This window comes from Rhizobium sp. CC-YZS058 (genome assembly GCF_034720595.1).
In the GTDB taxonomy this organism is placed as follows: domain Bacteria; phylum Pseudomonadota; class Alphaproteobacteria; order Rhizobiales; family Rhizobiaceae; genus Ferranicluibacter.
On record NZ_JAYESJ010000001.1, the window covers coordinates 634,671 to 649,856 of the forward strand.

At 64.9% G+C, this 15,186-nt stretch carries 18 protein-coding genes; 17 read left to right on the plus strand and 1 reads right to left on the minus strand.

Features of this window, described 5'->3' with window-relative positions:
• The 12 genes from U8330_RS03070 (at nucleotide 1) to U8330_RS03125 (ending at nucleotide 9,274) form a co-directional block, all read left to right on the plus strand.
• Entirely contained in the window at nucleotides 1-1,473 is a 1,473-nt protein-coding gene (locus U8330_RS03070) for a DUF935 domain-containing protein (protein WP_323103689.1), read from the plus strand.
• Nucleotides 1,463-2,704, plus strand: a complete 1,242-nt coding sequence (locus U8330_RS03075; protein WP_323103690.1) for a PBECR2 nuclease fold domain-containing protein — start codon at nucleotides 1,463-1,465, stop codon at nucleotides 2,702-2,704. The genes U8330_RS03070 and U8330_RS03075 overlap by 11 nt, the downstream gene beginning before the upstream one ends.
• Before the next feature lie 120 nt (nucleotides 2,705-2,824).
• Complete coding sequence (locus tag U8330_RS03080) at nucleotides 2,825-3,337, plus strand: phage virion morphogenesis protein (protein ID WP_323103691.1); 513 nt, start codon at nucleotides 2,825-2,827, stop codon at nucleotides 3,335-3,337.
• Nucleotides 3,338-3,551: 214 nt separating this feature from the next.
• Complete coding sequence (locus U8330_RS03085) at nucleotides 3,552-4,658, plus strand: peptidase (protein WP_323103692.1); 1,107 nt, start codon at nucleotides 3,552-3,554, stop codon at nucleotides 4,656-4,658.
• Nucleotides 4,659-4,670: 12 nt separating this feature from the next.
• The gene (locus U8330_RS03090) at nucleotides 4,671-5,042 is read left to right on the plus strand and encodes a hypothetical protein (RefSeq protein WP_323103693.1); all 372 of its coding nucleotides are present in this window, start codon (nucleotides 4,671-4,673) and stop codon (nucleotides 5,040-5,042) included.
• Nucleotides 5,043-5,072: 30 nt separating this feature from the next.
• Nucleotides 5,073-6,011: a capsid protein gene (locus tag U8330_RS03095; protein WP_323103694.1), complete on the plus strand. Its 939-nt coding sequence runs from the start codon at nucleotides 5,073-5,075 to the stop codon at nucleotides 6,009-6,011.
• A 98-nt stretch (nucleotides 6,012-6,109) separates the two neighbouring features.
• Complete coding sequence (locus U8330_RS03100; RefSeq protein ID WP_323103695.1) at nucleotides 6,110-6,844, plus strand: hypothetical protein; 735 nt, start codon at nucleotides 6,110-6,112, stop codon at nucleotides 6,842-6,844.
• A complete protein-coding gene (locus tag U8330_RS03105; protein ID WP_323103696.1) occupies nucleotides 6,844-7,269 on the plus strand; it encodes a DUF1320 domain-containing protein in 426 nt (141 codons plus the stop codon). The genes U8330_RS03100 and U8330_RS03105 overlap by 1 nt, the downstream gene beginning before the upstream one ends.
• On the plus strand, nucleotides 7,260-7,688 hold the full coding sequence (locus U8330_RS03110) for a hypothetical protein (protein ID WP_323103697.1): 429 nt from the start codon (nucleotides 7,260-7,262) through the stop codon (nucleotides 7,686-7,688). Before U8330_RS03105 ends, U8330_RS03110 begins: the two co-directional genes overlap by 10 nt.
• Entirely contained in the window at nucleotides 7,688-7,867 is a 180-nt protein-coding gene (locus U8330_RS03115; RefSeq protein ID WP_323103698.1) for a hypothetical protein, read from the plus strand. Before U8330_RS03110 ends, U8330_RS03115 begins: the two co-directional genes overlap by 1 nt.
• Nucleotides 7,868-7,869: 2 nt before the next feature.
• Nucleotides 7,870-8,802 carry a phage tail tube protein gene (locus tag U8330_RS03120; RefSeq protein WP_323103699.1) on the plus strand — a complete coding sequence of 311 codons (933 nt, stop codon included), beginning with the start codon at nucleotides 7,870-7,872 and terminating at the stop codon, nucleotides 8,800-8,802.
• 58 nt (nucleotides 8,803-8,860) lie between these two features.
• Nucleotides 8,861-9,274 (plus strand): hypothetical protein, encoded by a 414-nt coding sequence (locus U8330_RS03125; protein WP_323103700.1) that lies wholly within the window; start codon nucleotides 8,861-8,863, stop codon nucleotides 9,272-9,274.
• Here U8330_RS03125 and U8330_RS03130 read toward each other — a convergent pair.
• Nucleotides 9,229-9,444: a hypothetical protein gene (locus U8330_RS03130; RefSeq protein ID WP_323103701.1), complete on the minus strand. Its 216-nt coding sequence runs from the start codon at nucleotides 9,442-9,444 to the stop codon at nucleotides 9,229-9,231. The two genes, U8330_RS03125 and U8330_RS03130, sit on opposite strands and share 46 nt — an antisense overlap.
• On the opposite strand from U8330_RS03130, the gene U8330_RS03135 reads away from it, so the two are divergent.
• The 5 genes from U8330_RS03135 to U8330_RS03155 are packed head-to-tail and all read left to right on the plus strand — an operon-like array spanning nucleotide 9,433 to nucleotide 15,185.
• On the plus strand, nucleotides 9,433-9,663 hold the full coding sequence (locus U8330_RS03135; protein WP_323103702.1) for a DUF1799 domain-containing protein: 231 nt from the start codon (nucleotides 9,433-9,435) through the stop codon (nucleotides 9,661-9,663). The genes U8330_RS03130 and U8330_RS03135 overlap by 12 nt on opposite strands.
• A complete protein-coding gene (locus tag U8330_RS03140) occupies nucleotides 9,663-13,463 on the plus strand; it encodes a phage tail length tape measure family protein (RefSeq protein ID WP_323103703.1) in 3,801 nt (1,266 codons plus the stop codon). Before U8330_RS03135 ends, U8330_RS03140 begins: the two co-directional genes overlap by 1 nt.
• Complete coding sequence (locus U8330_RS03145; protein ID WP_323103704.1) at nucleotides 13,460-14,119, plus strand: hypothetical protein; 660 nt, start codon at nucleotides 13,460-13,462, stop codon at nucleotides 14,117-14,119. The genes U8330_RS03140 and U8330_RS03145 overlap by 4 nt, the downstream gene beginning before the upstream one ends.
• Nucleotides 14,116-14,757, plus strand: a complete 642-nt coding sequence (locus U8330_RS03150; protein ID WP_323103705.1) for a hypothetical protein — start codon at nucleotides 14,116-14,118, stop codon at nucleotides 14,755-14,757. The genes U8330_RS03145 and U8330_RS03150 overlap by 4 nt, the downstream gene beginning before the upstream one ends.
• Nucleotides 14,757-15,185, plus strand: coding sequence for a DUF6950 family protein (locus U8330_RS03155; RefSeq protein WP_323103706.1), 429 nt, complete (start codon nucleotides 14,757-14,759; stop codon nucleotides 15,183-15,185). The genes U8330_RS03150 and U8330_RS03155 overlap by 1 nt, the downstream gene beginning before the upstream one ends.
• The last annotated feature ends 1 nt before the right edge of the window (nucleotide 15,186 follow it).

Here is a 15,186-nt window from a genome sequence, read left to right on the forward strand (position 1 = left end):
ATGGCCGACCAGGTGATCGAACTCGCCTCCATAAAGTCCGACCCGTTCATTCCGGGCTATACCGGCGTGCTGCAGCCGACAGATGAGGTGCTGCGCGGCCGTGGTCTGGGCAAAGGCCATCAGCTCTATGACGAGATCCGGCGCGACCCGCACGCCCATGCGATCCTGCAAAAGCGTAAGCTGGAAGTCGTCAGCCGCGAGTGGAGCGTCTTCGAAGCGTCGGAAGCGCCGGCCGACAAGCAGGTGGCCGAGGAAGTCACGCGGCAGCTGAAGGCGATCGACTTCGACCGGCTGACCCGTGGCCTGCTCGGCGCCATCCTCAAGGGCTTCGCCGTTGGCGAGGTGATGTGGGAGCTGAAGGACGGCATCTGGACGATCGCGGCCGTCAAGGTGAAGAAGCAGCGGCGCTTCAAGTTCGACATGGACGGCCAGCTGCGGCTCCTGACGCGCAGCAACATCACGGACGGCGTGGCAGTACCGGATCGCAAGTTCATCGTCCATCGGCACTCGATCGACGATGACGACGACGATCCGTACGGCGTTGGCCTCGGTCAGGTTCTCTACTGGCCGGCCTGGATGAAGCGCCAGTCGCTGGCGCACTGGCTGCGTGCGGTCGAGAAATTCGCGTCCCCGACGACGAAGATCACTTACCCGGGCGGCTACGATAAGCAGCGCCAGGAAGAGATGCTTTCGACCCTTCGGACGCTCGCGAACGACAGCGGCATCGCCGTGCCCGAGGACGTGATCGTCGAGCTCCTGGAAGCCAAAAACAGCGGCGGTGGCAATGTCTCCGAAGCTCTCAACCGCTACCTCGACGAGCTGATGAGCGAGGCGGTCCTGGGTGAAACCCTGTCCACCAACTCCGGCGAGCGCGGCGCCCGTTCACTGGGTGAGGTTCACAACGACGTGCGCGTCGCGATCGCCAAGGCGGACGCCGATCTTGTTTGCATGAGCATCAAGCAGACGCTCGTGCGGTGGATCGTCGAGCTGAACTTTCCGGGCTCCGCAATCCCGGATGTGTGGCGCGACTTCTCCGAGGCCGAGGATCTCAATGAAAGGGTGAAGCGCGATAAAGCGATCTTTGAGATGGGCTTCAAGCCCAAGGATCCGCAGTACATCGACAACACCTATGGCGGCGAGTGGATCGAAAAGCCGGCGGCGGCTACGCCAGTCGCGCCGCCTCAGCCTGGTGCCCTCGACGATGTCGAATTTGCCGATCCCGCGCAGGCACGACCTGGGGACAAGGTGACGGTCGAGCTTGCCGACCAGCTCGACACCGCCGGCGCCGCGTCGATCGACGCGATGATTGACCAGATCCGGACGGAGTTCGCCGAGGCACGAGACTTCGACGATCTCACGCTGCGACTGGCGCGTCTTTCGTCCGAGATGGGCGTCGATGATCTCGGTGGGCTCCTCGAGCGCGGCATGACGCTTGCGCAGCTTGAAGGCGTGGCATCCGTCAATGGCCGATGACGCGATCCCGTTTCAGGAGGCGATCGACTTCCTCGCTGGCAAGGTCAACCTGCCGACCAGGCGCTACGACGACCTGAAGCATGACGCGCATGTCCGCGCCTTCTCGGTCGCCGGCGTCACGCGCGACGACATGCTGGCCGATTTCCGCCGCGCGATCGAGAAGGCGCGCAGCGAGGGCACCGGCTTCAAGGAGTTCCAAAAGGACTTCGACGCCATCATCGAGCGCACTGGCTGGAAGTTCAACGCCCGCGGATCGACCGACGAGGAGCGGCGGGCCTGGCGCGCGCGGATCATCTACACGACCAACATGCGGACGAGCTACATGGCTGGCCGCTACAAGCAGCTGACCGATCCCGACGTGCTCAAATACCGCCCATACTGGCAGTATGTGCATTCCGGCGCGCTGCATCCTCGCAAGCAGCATCTGGCATGGGACGGCCTCGTGCTGGCGGCAACCGATCCGGCCTGGGATGTGATGTATCCGCCAAACGGCTGGGGCTGCGGCTGCGATGTCGAAGCGCTGTCGCGGCGCGAGCTACAGGCGCTCGGCAAGGACGCGCCCGACCAGGCGCCGGCGCTCGTCGAATATGACGGCGTGGATCCTCGCCAGGGCGGGACGGAGCCGCGGATCGGCGCCATCGACCGCGGCTGGGAATACAACGTCGGCAAGAGCTGGCTCAATGGCCTGGTTCCCGAGGAGCTGCGCACACCGCTGGCGCCGGCCGGCGCGGAACCGGCCTCTCCTCCGGATCTGCCTGAACTTCCTCCCGCTCGCGCCGCGGCGCGCCGCGACATCATGCCGGATAACCTGACGGCCGATGCCTATGTCTCGGCCTTCCTCGAGCGCTTCGAGCTCAAGAACGATCGCGGCTTCTACCGGGACAAGTCGGGCGGTATCATCACTGTGAGCGACCGCTTGTTCCAAAGCCGGGCGCCGGACGGGACGGTCATCGGCCTGAAGGCCGGCAAGCGCGGCCGCGGCCAGTTCGCCAAGCTCCTCGCCGACGCGATCATCGATCCCGACGAGATCTGGGTGGATTGGGCGCAGGTGCGAAGCGGGATTGTCCTGCGGCGCGCCTACCTCAAGCGCATCGTGCTGCCGGACGGCCAGGCGCTGTTCGTGCGCTTCGAATGGACGGCCAAGGGTTGGGTGGCGATAACGGGGTTCGACACCACGGAAGCCTACCTGGCGAACTACCGCCGCGGCGCGCTGCTGTATCAGCGGAGATGACATGAAAAAGCGCGCCTGCCGGGGCGCGCTTCGGTGTCACGATCTACGGAGGGCTCCGGCGCCTCGATCGCGACAAGATGAATATAGCACTGCCCTGGCGGTGAAACAACGGAGCGGGCTATGGCTGCCGCGACACTGACCTTCAACGATACTAGCGTCGAGCAGCTGCTCGCCCGCCTCCTGGAGGCCGCCGGCGACGTGAAGCCTGCCTTGAAGAACATCGGCGAATACGAGGCGAAAGTGACGCGCCGGCGTTTCGTCGACCAGGTCGATCCCGATGGCCACCGCTGGAAACCGCTCAACCCGCTCTACGCAAAGACCAAGAAGGGGCCAGGGATCCTGCGCGGCGAAACGCGCGACCTGTCCTCGATCGTCTGGCAGCTTGCAAAGGACAGCGTGTCGATCGGCTCCAATGTCGTTTACGCGCGGATCCACAATGAGGGCGGCGTCATCACGCCGAAGACCGCGTCGGCGCTCGTGTTCTCGATGGGCGGCCAGACCTTCCGGGTGAAGAGCGTGACGATCCCGAGGCGTCAGTTCCTCGGCTTCAACGATGCATCGATCGCTGCGATCCTCGACATTGTCCAGGACCATTTCGTTGAGGCAGTCGGCTCGGAAGAGGCTGCCAAATAAGCGGCCTCAGGAGCGCGCTGGCGCTCTTCGACGCCCGGTGATAGCCTTCAGGGGCGCCAAACGCGCCAGAGGGCTTTGAAGAGGCTTTGAAATCGATCTGCCGAGCAGGTTGAGCCCGACGATCCGCCCTGATCAGCAAAACACCACCGATTGTTCCTCGGGCTGCGTTTTCGCATCCCCGACTGGCGAGCGGCGCTCCGGCTAGATGCCGAGCATGAAACCGTTCGAAATCTTCCGCACCGGCAACCATACCTCATCGCAGGGGAAGGCACTCACCTTCTCCGAAGCTGATGTCGCGGCGATCGCGGCGAGCTATGACCCGGCCCTGCATCAGGCGCCGATCGTCGTCGGCCATCCCAAAACCAACATGCCGGCATTCGGTTGGATCAAGAGCCTGTCGGTAAAGGGCGACCGCCTGGTTGCTGAGCCCGACCGTCTCGACCCAGCGTTCGCGGAAATGGTCAAGGACGGGAAGTTTCTCAAGGTTTCCGCCGCGCTCTACGATCCCGCATCGAAGGGCAACCCGACGCCGGGCTCCTATCATCTGCGCCATGTCGGCTTCCTCGGCGCCGAGCCGCCGGCAGTGAAGGGCCTCGCCGCGATCGAGTTCGCAGAAGGCGAAGAGATCATCCTCGAATTTGCGGATACGAACTGGCGCACCCTGTGGGGGCTCGAAAGCATCGGCCGGCTGTTCCGAGGCTTGCGCGACCACTTCATCGCCACGACCGATCTCGAAACCGCCGACCGGTTTCTGCCGCAGTATCAGATCGACGAGCTGACGCAGATGTCGGCCGACCTGCGCGCTGAAGCTCGCGTCGAGGATCTGCGGCCATCCTTCTCCGAAACACACGAGGATACATCCATGACGACTGCCCAGACGGCGGAAGCCGAGCGCCTGGCCGCGCTCGATGCCCGCGAAGCCGCGCTCAATAGCCGCGAAACGACGTTCTCCGAAACGGAGAAGAAGGCAAAGGCCGAGGCCGATGCTGCGTTCGTCGACGGTGTTGTGAAGGCCGGCCGTCTGCCGATCGGCCTGCAGGCCACGGCAGTCGCTCTCTTCTCCGAACTGTCGGACGACGTGCTGACCTTCTCGGAAGGTGGCGCGTCCGTCGAGACCTCGCCCCGCGCGGCCTTCCGTAGCCTGCTCGAAAAGCTGCCCGTGCCGGTCGTCGCTGGCGAGCTCGCCCAGGGCGACGGCCCGGACTTTTCCGATTCCGAGCAGGTCGCCGACGCGATCACCAAGGAAATCACCGAAGCCAAGGCGCGCGGCGAGGACCTGTCCCCTGCTCAGGCCGCCATGCGCCTCAAGACCCGCCGCTAAGGAACACGCTTCATGAACCGCATCGTTCGCGCCTTCACCGCCGCTGGCGCCATCGGCCACCGCCGCCTCGTCAAGTACACGGCGAATGATGGCGAGGTCGCCCTGGCCACCGCTTCCACCGACATCATCGCCGGCGTCACCGATTATCCGAACGGTGCCTCGAACGGTCAGCGCATCGACGTGGTGCTCGACGGCCCGGCCGACATCGAGGCGGGTGGCGTCATGACGCCCGGCGCCGCGATCACGGCCGATGGCACCGGCCGCGCGGTCGCAGCTGCCCCCGGCGCCGGCGTTAACGCCTTCGTCGCCGGCCGCACCCTCGTCAACACAGCCGCCGGCGACATCGCCAAGGCCATCATCAACCCCACGCGCATCCAGGGCTGATGAGCCCGCGCACCCCAGGAGCAATGACGCATGGCTGGACAGCCGTTTCCCGTCGATCCGGTACTGACCGGCATCGCCATCGCCTTCAAGAATGCCGAAATGATCGCCGACCAGGTGCTGCCGCGCCTCGAGCCGAAGCTGACAGCCGAGACCTTCAAGTACATGGTGTTCGGCTTCGATCAGCAGATCACCATTCCCGACACCAAGGTCGGCCGGAAGTCCGAGCCGAACGTCATGGAGTTCGGAGGCACGTCGGTTCCCGGCAACACCACCGACTACGGTCAGGACTCGGTGATCCCGAACGCAGACATCGCGCAGGCGCCGGCCGGCTACGATCCGGAAGCCTTCGCCGTCCAGCAGCTCACCAACATCATCGAGCTCGATCGCGAAAAGCGTGTCGCGGCCAAGGTATTCGATCCGAACACCTATGCTGCAGCGAACCGCGAGCTGCTCGCCGGCACGTCGCAGTGGAGCCATGCCGACAGCAAGCCGGCAAACGCGATCACCCTGGCGCTCGACAGCATGGTGATGCGCGCCAACGTCATGGTGCTCGGCCGCAAGTCCTGGTCTTCGCTGCGTCAGAACCCGAGCATCCTTCGCGCACTCACCGTGTCCGGCGCCGGTGACGGTCTCGCCGACCGCCGCGCGGTTGCCGACCTTCTCGAGCTCGATGACATCGTCGTCGGCTCCGGCTGGGCGAACGCCGCCAAGCCCGGCCAGGCCGCGCAGCGCTACCGTCTGTGGGGCAACCACGCCGCCCTTATCCGCCGCGAGAAGATCGTGTCGAGCCTGGGCGAAGTGCCCACCTTCGGCTGGACCGCACAGTTTGGCGATCGCGTCGCCGGCTCGATGGATGCGCCGCTGGTTGGCCTGCGCGGATCCCGCCGTGTGCGTGCCGGCGAGAGCGTGGCCGAGGTCATCTCGGCTCCAGAGCTCGGTTACTTCTTCCAGAACGCCGTCGCCGCCTGACGGCCGTTCTCGAAGTCCGGCCGGCTCGCCCCGGCCGGAGCTTTTCGGAAGACGCCGCATTGCCGGCGTCTTTTCAAAAGCTCGAAGGATCTTACCTCATGGCCAAGAAGACCACTGCATCCCGCGCGCCCGCCGCCGAGAAGGACGTGACCGCCGTCCAAGGCGTGGCGTCGGCCGACGCAGGTTCCACTCCTCCCGGAACCGCGTCTCTCCCCTCCGGTGGGAACGGGCCGGAGGGGAGCATCCTTGAAGGCGTCGTCCTTCCCCCCGATACTGCCCATACCCCCGAGAGCGAGAGCGGCGATGCCGACGTGCCGGAATTGTCCGGCGCGGAAAGTCCGAATGGTGACGACACGGGAACTGCTCCTGTCACAGCACCGACCTCCGAGGTGCCGGCATCAACCTCGGAGACCGCCGACGCGCTCGACGTGCGAAGCCTCAAGCATGTGCTCGAGGTGACCGGGTGCGCTGATCTCGATGATCTCATCGACATGGCGAACGCCGGGCAGTCGGCTCATCTGGCTCTGGCCAAGCTGATCGGCTCCGGTGATCCGGACGCTGCTCTTTTCGCCGTGCTCGAACCTGCCGAAGTGATTGAGCAGCTTTTCGAGATCAAGGGCCGGTTCCAGCAAACCCTAAATACCCTGAGTGCTGCCGCGGAGCCGGATAACTCCGGCAAGGGTAAGCGTCGCTTCATCGTCTGCGAACGGGTCAGCTTGAACGGTGTGATGGCTGAGATCGGCAAGACGCTCGATCTCACTGAAGATGAGCATGTCGAACTGCTCGCGGCGGGCGCCATTGCGTCCACCTGGGAGAAGGGCTTCACCGTCTGATGGTTTATGCGACCCTCGCCGATCTGATCGAGCGCGCCGGCGAGGACGAGATCCGGCAGGTCGCCGATCGCGATGATGACGGCGCACCAGATTCGGACGTGATTGCCGCTGCGTTCGAAACCGCCGGCAACACGATCGACGGCTACCTGGGCGTCCGCTTCCAGCTGCCATTGACGGTGGTTCCGGCGAATGTCCGCGGTTGGGCCGTGGCGATCGCGCGCTACCACCTGCATCGCGACGGCGCTCCTGACTATGTCGTGCGCGATTACAAGGATGCGCTGACCGCGCTCCAGCAGGCAGCGCGCGGCCTCCAGGCGCTTCCCGGCCTCGACGGGATTGCGCCGGCGCAGTCGTCGACCGGCACGATTCGTGTCGATGGACCGGCGCCGGTGTTCTCAGCCGAAAAGCTGGAGGGATGGCTTTGATCGCTGCGACCATCGCCCGGCTGAAGGCGGCCGCTCCAGACCTGACGGACGTTCTGGCCGTCGAGGATCTCGATGCGATCGGCAAGGGCGTGGCTCCGAAGCACGGCACGGTGTTCGTGATCCCCTACCGCGAACAGGCCGAGCCGAACGGGATGGCCACCGGCGGCTTCGAGCAGCTCGTCCATGCGCAGATACTCGTCGCGATCGTCATTCGCCGTCACGACGACGCGAAGGGTACGAAGCGCGCGCTCGACTTCGATGCGCTCAAGAACACGGTCGAGCAGGCCCTTGCCGGCTGGTCGATCGACCCCCGCGGAGATCTCTTCGAGCTGGTGGCGGCACAGGCCGCGCCGCTCGGCAACGGGGTCACCGTCTACGTGCAGACCTGGCAGACAAGCCGTTACCTGGAGACCGACTGATGTCCGATGAAACTGAAGGCGGCGGCTCCTACACCCGCCAGAAGGACGGCTCGCTGAAGCTCGTCGAGCGCACCAAGCCGATCGAGAACGAAGCCGTCGACGCCGCCGAGGCGATCATTGACGGGCCTGCGCTTCCTGAAGCCGCCCCCGCGACTACCACCCCGAAGAAGGGATCCTGATCATGGCGAAGCGCTATTGGCGAAACCGCGCCATCCTGGCGAAGATCGAAACCACCTATGGCCAGGACAGTGCGCCGACGGCCGCCGCCAATGCCATGCAGATGACGAACGTCGAGTTCGATCCGTCCGCTGGTCAGGAAGTCGCGCGCGACCTCGTGCTGCCGTACATGGGCCACCAGGGCGTCATGCTCGTCGGCTCCTACGGTACGCTTTCCGGTGAGGTGGAGCTCGCCGGCGCCGGCGCGGCCGGTACCGTGCCCGCCTACGGTGTCCTTCTGCGCGCCTGCGCCATGCGCGAGGTCGTCACGGCCGGGGCCGATGTCCAGTACAGCCCCGTGTCGAAGAACCAGGAGAGCTGCTCGATCCGGTTCAACGGCGACGGCGTCCAGCATATCCTGCTTGGCTGCCGCGGCACGTTCACCCTCGACCTGGCCCCGCTTGCCATTCCGCGGCTGAAGTTCGTGTTCACCGGCCTCCTCGGCCAGGTCACGGATCTGGCGATGCCGACGACGATCGACCTGACGAAGTTCATCAAGCCCGTGCCGGTCAACAAGGCCAACACGACCTTTGCCTTGCACGGCTATGCCGGTGGCACCGATGGCATTTCCTTCGACCTCGGCAACCAGATCGAGCCGGACTTCCTCATCGGCGAGGAAGCGATCGAGCACGTCGACCGCATGATGACTGGTGAGGCCACGATCCGCGCCGACTCGCTTTCGACCATCAACTGGTACGATCGCTCGGCCAACCATACGCCGGGCCCGCTCGCAGGCCAGCACGGCATCACCGCCGGCAACATCGTCAAGTTCGACGCGTCACAGGTGCAGATCGGCCGCCCGAAGTACGGCGAGAGCCGCAAGCGCATCAACAACCGCTTGCCGTTCTTCTGCTTGCCGACCGCCGGCAACGACGAGTTCCTCCTCACCATCAAGTAATCGGCCGGCCGTCCGACGGCCGACCCTCTTCAAGCTCCGTTCAAAGGCATGTCAATCGATGTTCAAACTGGTCGATAACCTCACCTTCTGGTGGCCGGTCAAAGTTTACGAGCCCAACCCGAGTAAGACGGGCGACACCGTCGAGCATGTCTTTGAGGTCGAGTTCGAGATCATCTCGAAGGATGAAAGCCGGGCGAGCGCCCGCGCCCGCCGCGCGCTTCTCGAGGAGATCAAGACCGATCTCACCGATGTCGAGCTCGAAGCCCTCCAGGACAAGATCGACCTGCACGATCTGGCGGCCATGCGCCGCGTCGTTCGCAACTGGCGCAAGATCGAAAGCGATGCCGGCGAGGCGATCCCGTTCAACGACCAGACCTTCGCGGCCGTATGGGCGCACCGCCGCGTCCAGATGGCGCTGGTTCGCGCCTATGACGAAGCGATCACCCTCGAGAAGGGCCGCGCAAAAAACTGACGGATGCGGCCGAGGTCTGGGGCTACGAGCGCCTCGGCCGCACCAATCCCCATCAGGTCACCGCGATAGACGACGATCTCCGCGACCAGTTTGCAAGCCTCGGCGTCCACCTCGTCGAGGATGACTGTTTCACCGACGATGAAGAGGAAGGGTTCGAGTTGAGCGTTCACAATGCCGATAGCCTTTCCGCCTTCATGGCCTGCTCCACGCAGTGGCGCACCCAAGGCACTCAAGCTGGCCTCGTCTGGATCGGTCTCGATTACACGGCTTGCAAGGCCATGCTCGAAGCCCAAGATCTGCCGATCTCATCGCTTGCCGACTTTCCGTTGATCGAAGAGGCCGTCTTGCCGATCTTCAACCGGCAGGACGATGGCGGGAGCGAAGGCTGATGGCGCCTGCCTACCGCATCGCGATCGGCGTCAGCATCGACGCCAGCCAGGCGAAAGCCGGCAGCACCGAAACGCGCTCCGCCGTTGCCTCAATCAAGAAAGAGGCGGAAGCCACCAAGCCAGCCCTAGACGCCTTGGCCACTTCGATCGACAAGGCTGACAAGGCCGGCGGCGCCGGCGTTGCGCGCAAGGGTATCGACGAGATCGGCGAGGCGGCCGACCGAACCGAGACCAAACTTCAGCGGTTGATCAACCGATCGGTCGGGCTCCATACCGGTGCGGCAAACGAGAACGTCCGGCAGTGGACGGGCGCACTGGCGGCTGAAGGGCTGGCCGTCGACAATCTGCGGGGAAAATACGATCCGGCCTTCGCCGCCATCTCCCGCTACAAGCAGGCCGTCCTCGAAATGCGCATGGCGCATGCCCAGGGGGAGCTGTCGTCGAACAAGATGGCGCAGGCGATGAGCCGTGAACGGCAGGCAACGCTGGCGAGCCTCGCGGCCATCAAGGGCCGCAACCAGGCGATGGGCGGCGGCGGGCTGCGTCCGGACCAGAAGTCGAACCTCTACATGCAGGGCGTCGATACGGTACAGAGCTTGGCCCTTGGCATGCCGCCGATTCAGGTCCTTCTTCAGCAGGGGCCGCAGATCGCTCAGGTCTATGGAAGCATCGGCGGAGCCGCGCGCGCTGCACTCGGCGTCCTGACGCCGCTCAATCTCGCGATCGGCGGCACGGTTGCGGTTGTCGCTGGCGCCGGCATGGCGCTGAGCTCCTACCTCGAGTCGATAAAGGAAGTCGAAACGGCTGCGGCCGGCCTCGGCCGGACGACGGCTGGCACGGCGGAAGCCATGGAGCTGGCGGCGACACGCGGTGCAGCCGCAGCCGGGATCTCGGTTTCGTCAGCGCGGTCTATGGAGGCGCAATTCCTTCGCACCGGGCGGATTGCCTCCGGCAATTTCGAGCAGCTCATCGGCATCAGCAAGAACTTCGCCGCCACGTTTGGCATCTCGGCCGAAGAAGCAGGCGATCAGCTCGCGCAGATGTTCGCCGATCCGGCCAAGGCTGCCGACGCGCTCTATCGTCAATATGGCCTGATCGACGGCGCAACAGCCGAATATGCGCGCCGGCTCGCTGCACAGAACCAGCTCGGGGCGGCGCAAAAGGTGCTCCTCGAAGCTCTCCCCAGCCGCCTGGCTGATGCGAGCAGGGCCACAACGGCACTCGGACGCGCTTGGAACACGGTCGCCACTGCGGCAAGCGATGCCTTCGATTACATCGGAAAGGCGACTGACCGGGCTATCTCGGGTCCGACCGCCGCTCAAGCGCTCGCTGAGGAAGCGGCCAATAACCGCACGCTTCGCAATGCTCAGGAAAGGTCGAAGGGTGGCTTCCTCAGTCGTCTCGGCGTTCCAAACCTGTTCTCCGATGACCTTGCTGAGAGCGATGCGAAGCTCAGCGACATGATGGAAACGCAGCGTCGGCGCGAGGCGCTCGAAGCGGAGCGCGCCAAGCGTGAGGGCAACCTCCGTCAGAGCGCCATGTCACTCGATATTGCGCAACAGTCTCCCGCAACCTCCTACGCCCGTTCACGTCGCCAGCTGGAAGACGAGATCAAGGGCATCACCGCCGGTATGAACGGCGCGGACGGGCGCTCCGCGGATCAGAACAGCGATATTGCCACCGCTCTCGATGCAAAGACCCGTGCGCTGCAGACGATGATCCCTGCCCAAGAGCGTGCCAACCAGCTGGCGGCGCTCGAAACGCAAATCTCGACCGAGCGCAACCCGATCGCGCGGGCGGATCTTGAAGCCCGACGGCGGCGCGTCGAGCTCGCCGGCGAGGAGATCACATCGGCGCAGGCCGAGGCGCAGATTACTGCGGCGCGCAATCAGGCACTCCAACAGTTCATGTCGACCGCACAAGCGCAGTCGGCTCAAATTGCAGACGAGGTGACGATCCGCCGGCAGCTCAACGCCGAAGTCGCTGCCGGCACCATAACCGCGGCCGAGGCCGAAGCGCGGCTGCGCACCGAAATTCAGCTCCGTCCCTTGGCGACCGCCGCGGCCGCCGCGCAGGGCGATGAGCAGCGACGACTGACGGCCGTCCTGGAAGAAGCGCGTGCCGCGCAGGCCGCTATGGAAACGGAAACCCGACGCTCCGGCGCAATCGAGGTGGCCCGCGGCCAGGCCGACACAATCGAGAAGCTGAAGCTCGAAACCTTTCTCGTCGGCGCCAGCACGGCCGAGCGCGAAAAGGCGCTCGCCCTCCTCGAGACGGAGCAGATGATCCGCGCCCGCGGCTTCGGTTCGCTTTCGGCCGAGGCCGAGGCGATCCGGCGGAACGCACGGGCGATCGCTGAGAGCACCGAAGAGCTGCATCGTCACGAGGCTGCCTGGCAGACCGTTCAGTCGGCCGGCTCGCAGGCGATCGACAACATCATCGGCAACCTGACGAAAGGCGACTTTAAGGGCGCTTTGAACGGGCTTCTGGGCGACATCTCGTCATTCTTCAGCGAGCTCGCCGGCAACTCGATCAAGAACAGCCTATTCAAGACCGACCTGCCGACGATCGGCACGATCTTCGAAACCTTGTCAGGCCGCGGCAGAAGCGCGGCAGCCGCTCCAGCCGCTGCCAATCAGGTCGCCGCCACTGCCGCGGCGGCAATCCCCTCGCCAGTCGCCGTTCCGGCGGCGGTCATGTCCACGTCGTCGGCCGTGGATCTCGCCGGTGGGCTTCTCGGCTTCAACGAGACCGCGCAGCGCGGCAACATCAACAGCTTCCTCAAGGCCGGCGGCGTCAATATCGATGCGGCGCAGACCGCGTGGTGCGCCGCCTTCGTAAACTCCTCGCTCGAGCAGATCGGCGTCAAGGGATCGGGCGGCCTGACCGCGAACAGCTTCCAGAGCTGGGGCAAGGGCGTGGATGTGTCCCAGGTCCTGCGCGGCGACGTGCTGGTCGAGTCGCGCGGGCTTGGCCCAGGCCAGCCAGGCGGTCATGTCGGCTTCGCAACTGGCTCGTCGCGCATGGGTGCCGGCGGGCTTCAGCTCGAAATGCTTTCCGGCAACCAGGGCAACCAGGTCAGCAAGTCCTGGATCGATGCGGCCGATGTTATGGCTCGACGCGCTGATGACGCCGGCGGCGCGCTTGCCGCCGTTGCCAACGCATCCAGCCAGGCGGTCCAGGGCGTCGGCGCGCTCGGCGCTGGCATGGGTCAGGTGAGCCAGCAGCTCATGAACGCTGTGTCGGGCGCCAACGCACCGGGCGGCAGCCTGCTCGGCGGCCTCGGTAGCCTGTTGGGCGGTATCAGCCCCACCAGCCCGCTATGGGCGCCGAACACGACGATGGGGGCATGGCTTACCGGCGCGCATCTCGCCGGCGGCGGCGACGTGTCCGGACCAGGTACGGGCACGTCCGACAGCATTCCTGCTATGCTCTCGGACGGCGAGTTCGTCGTGAACGCAAAAGCGACGGCTCTTCATCGCCCACTGCTTCGCGCGATCAACAGCGGCAGTAAGGTTCTACCCTTCGCTTCTGGCGGCGACGTGCGGCGCGGCGGCCGGATCGACACGCCGGCGCCGGTCTATGACTTGCCCAGGGCAGGAGGATCTGGCGGTCGCGGTGGCAACAGCCGTTCCGGTGTTCGCGACATCATCGTCAACGTCGACAACCCGCAGGGCGACAGCGCCATCGATGCGGCGGTGGCGAGTGGCCTCAAATCCGGGTTTAAGGAGCTCCGGGCTCAGCTTCCGGACCTGGTGGACGATTACAAGAAGCGACCTCTCGTGAGGGCGCCACGATGACCCTTGTGTTTCCCCTTGCTCCGAACGTTCTGAACGACAAGCTGCCGATCGCGGCTGTTGTCTGGGATCAAAAGCGGATGGACCGGATCTCCGGACAGGCGAGCGGTCGTTTCTGGGGGGCTGAGCTCGCGCCGCCCTTGTGGCGGCCGACGATCGAACTCGCGACCCGGCCGAGCTCCGAGATGAAGCGCTATGCGGCGCTTATTCGCGCGCTTCACGGTGTCCAGAACGGCTTCTTCCTGACCGACCCCTTATCGCCGTTTCCGGCCGCCGATCCGGGCGGCCAGATCCTTGGCAATTCGCAGGTCCAGATCGAGAGCATTCCGAGCCATCGCTCATCCCAGTCGTTCAAGGGACTGCCGCCCTTCTATCAGTTGTCGATCGCCGACAAGTTCACGGTCGTCTACGGCAGCAATCCGACCCGCTACGGCTTTTTCGAGATCACGGAGGATGCCGCAGCCACCTCGGACGGCACGACCGGCTTGATCGGGGTTTATCCGCACCTGCCGGCAGGCGTTGCTGAAAATGCGGTGGTCATCCTTGCCAAGCCCTTCGGCCTGTTTGTCGTCGAGCCGGGCAGCCACAACCCCGGCCGGGCACGCCGTCATCTGACGGAAGGTGCGGGCTTCACCGCCATCCAGAAGCTGTTCGCATGAGAAGCGTTTCCCTCAACTTCGCCAATGCACTGAAGAACGCGACCCGCGACGGGATTGTGCCGCGCTGGCTGATTTCGATCGCGGGCAAGACGTTTGCCGAGAGCCCGGCCGACGCGGTCGAGGTGATGCGGAGCTTCTCGACCTACGACGATCACATGAACATCGATGTCGTCTCCACCAAGACGGGCCTCGTGACGACGCGTCAATTCCTTGGATCGGTCAATCTGGAGATCGGCCGCATCCCGCGCGTGTCTGAGCTGAGGATTCAGCAGGTCGAGGTGAAGATGAGTGCTTCGGCGCCGGCCGTGAACGACTTCATCCGTTCGAACAATCTGAAGGGCGCGCGCGTCGAGATCTGGGTTCAACTTCTCAGCCCGCAATCGCGCGTGCCCGTCGGCATGCCGGAGCTCGCGTGGCTTGGCATCATCGACGGCGCGCCGATCGATGAAGGCGACGACGGGGTAATGGTGTCGCTCACCGTGGTGAACGAGGCGATGGTGATGCTGACCAGGTCAAACCCGGCAAAGTCCAGCCACGAAGAAGGAAAGAAGCGCTTGTTGCCGGACGGCCGGCCGGACGATTTTTCCATTTATGCCGGCTCCGTGAAGCAATGGCGAGAACCATGGGGTGAGGACTGATGATCACCCTGAAGCGCAAGGACCAGTGGCTCTCCGCTTATCACGACGAGCTCGAACTGATCCGTCGCACACCATTCTCCTGGAAGGAGCATGAGTGCGCGTCGGGCCTCGCCGCCCGCGTCGTCACGGCCGTGACCGGGGTCGATCTCGCTCTGCCCTATGCCGGCCGCTACCAAGACGCGGTCTCGGCTTACCGAACGCTCCGCTCGACCGGCTTTGCAGATCTCGCCGACTTCGCCGCATCGGTTCTGCCGGAATACGATCATCCGGTCGACGCGCACATTGCCGACATCGCCGCCATCCCGACCCATACCCCGTTTCGCCACGTGCTGGGCGTCTTCAACGGCGAGCGCATCTGGGTGCTGACCGAAGGCGGTCTCGGCTCAGTCGATCGCGCGGCGGCCGTGCGCGCCTTCAAGGTGGGCTGAG

Coding starts and splice junctions, on each gene's coding strand:
- U8330_RS03150 (WP_323103705.1), top strand. CDS start 14,116: ATGAGAAGCGTTTCCCTCAACTTCGCCAATGCACTGAAGAACGCGACC.
- U8330_RS03085 (WP_323103692.1), top strand. CDS start 3,552: ATGAAACCGTTCGAAATCTTCCGCACCGGCAACCATACCTCATCGCAG.
- U8330_RS03110 (WP_323103697.1), top strand. CDS start 7,260: ATGGCTTTGATCGCTGCGACCATCGCCCGGCTGAAGGCGGCCGCTCCA.
- U8330_RS03115 (WP_323103698.1), top strand. CDS start 7,688: ATGTCCGATGAAACTGAAGGCGGCGGCTCCTACACCCGCCAGAAGGAC.
- U8330_RS03140 (WP_323103703.1), top strand. CDS start 9,663: ATGGCGCCTGCCTACCGCATCGCGATCGGCGTCAGCATCGACGCCAGC.
- U8330_RS03100 (WP_323103695.1), top strand. CDS start 6,110: ATGGCCAAGAAGACCACTGCATCCCGCGCGCCCGCCGCCGAGAAGGAC.
- U8330_RS03120 (WP_323103699.1), top strand. CDS start 7,870: ATGGCGAAGCGCTATTGGCGAAACCGCGCCATCCTGGCGAAGATCGAA.
- U8330_RS03155 (WP_323103706.1), top strand. CDS start 14,757: ATGATCACCCTGAAGCGCAAGGACCAGTGGCTCTCCGCTTATCACGAC.
- U8330_RS03070 (WP_323103689.1), top strand. CDS start 1: ATGGCCGACCAGGTGATCGAACTCGCCTCCATAAAGTCCGACCCGTTC.
- U8330_RS03125 (WP_323103700.1), top strand. CDS start 8,861: ATGTTCAAACTGGTCGATAACCTCACCTTCTGGTGGCCGGTCAAAGTT.
- U8330_RS03145 (WP_323103704.1), top strand. CDS start 13,460: ATGACCCTTGTGTTTCCCCTTGCTCCGAACGTTCTGAACGACAAGCTG.
- U8330_RS03075 (WP_323103690.1), top strand. CDS start 1,463: ATGGCCGATGACGCGATCCCGTTTCAGGAGGCGATCGACTTCCTCGCT.
- U8330_RS03095 (WP_323103694.1), top strand. CDS start 5,073: ATGGCTGGACAGCCGTTTCCCGTCGATCCGGTACTGACCGGCATCGCC.
- U8330_RS03090 (WP_323103693.1), top strand. CDS start 4,671: ATGAACCGCATCGTTCGCGCCTTCACCGCCGCTGGCGCCATCGGCCAC.
- U8330_RS03105 (WP_323103696.1), top strand. CDS start 6,844: ATGGTTTATGCGACCCTCGCCGATCTGATCGAGCGCGCCGGCGAGGAC.
- U8330_RS03080 (WP_323103691.1), top strand. CDS start 2,825: ATGGCTGCCGCGACACTGACCTTCAACGATACTAGCGTCGAGCAGCTG.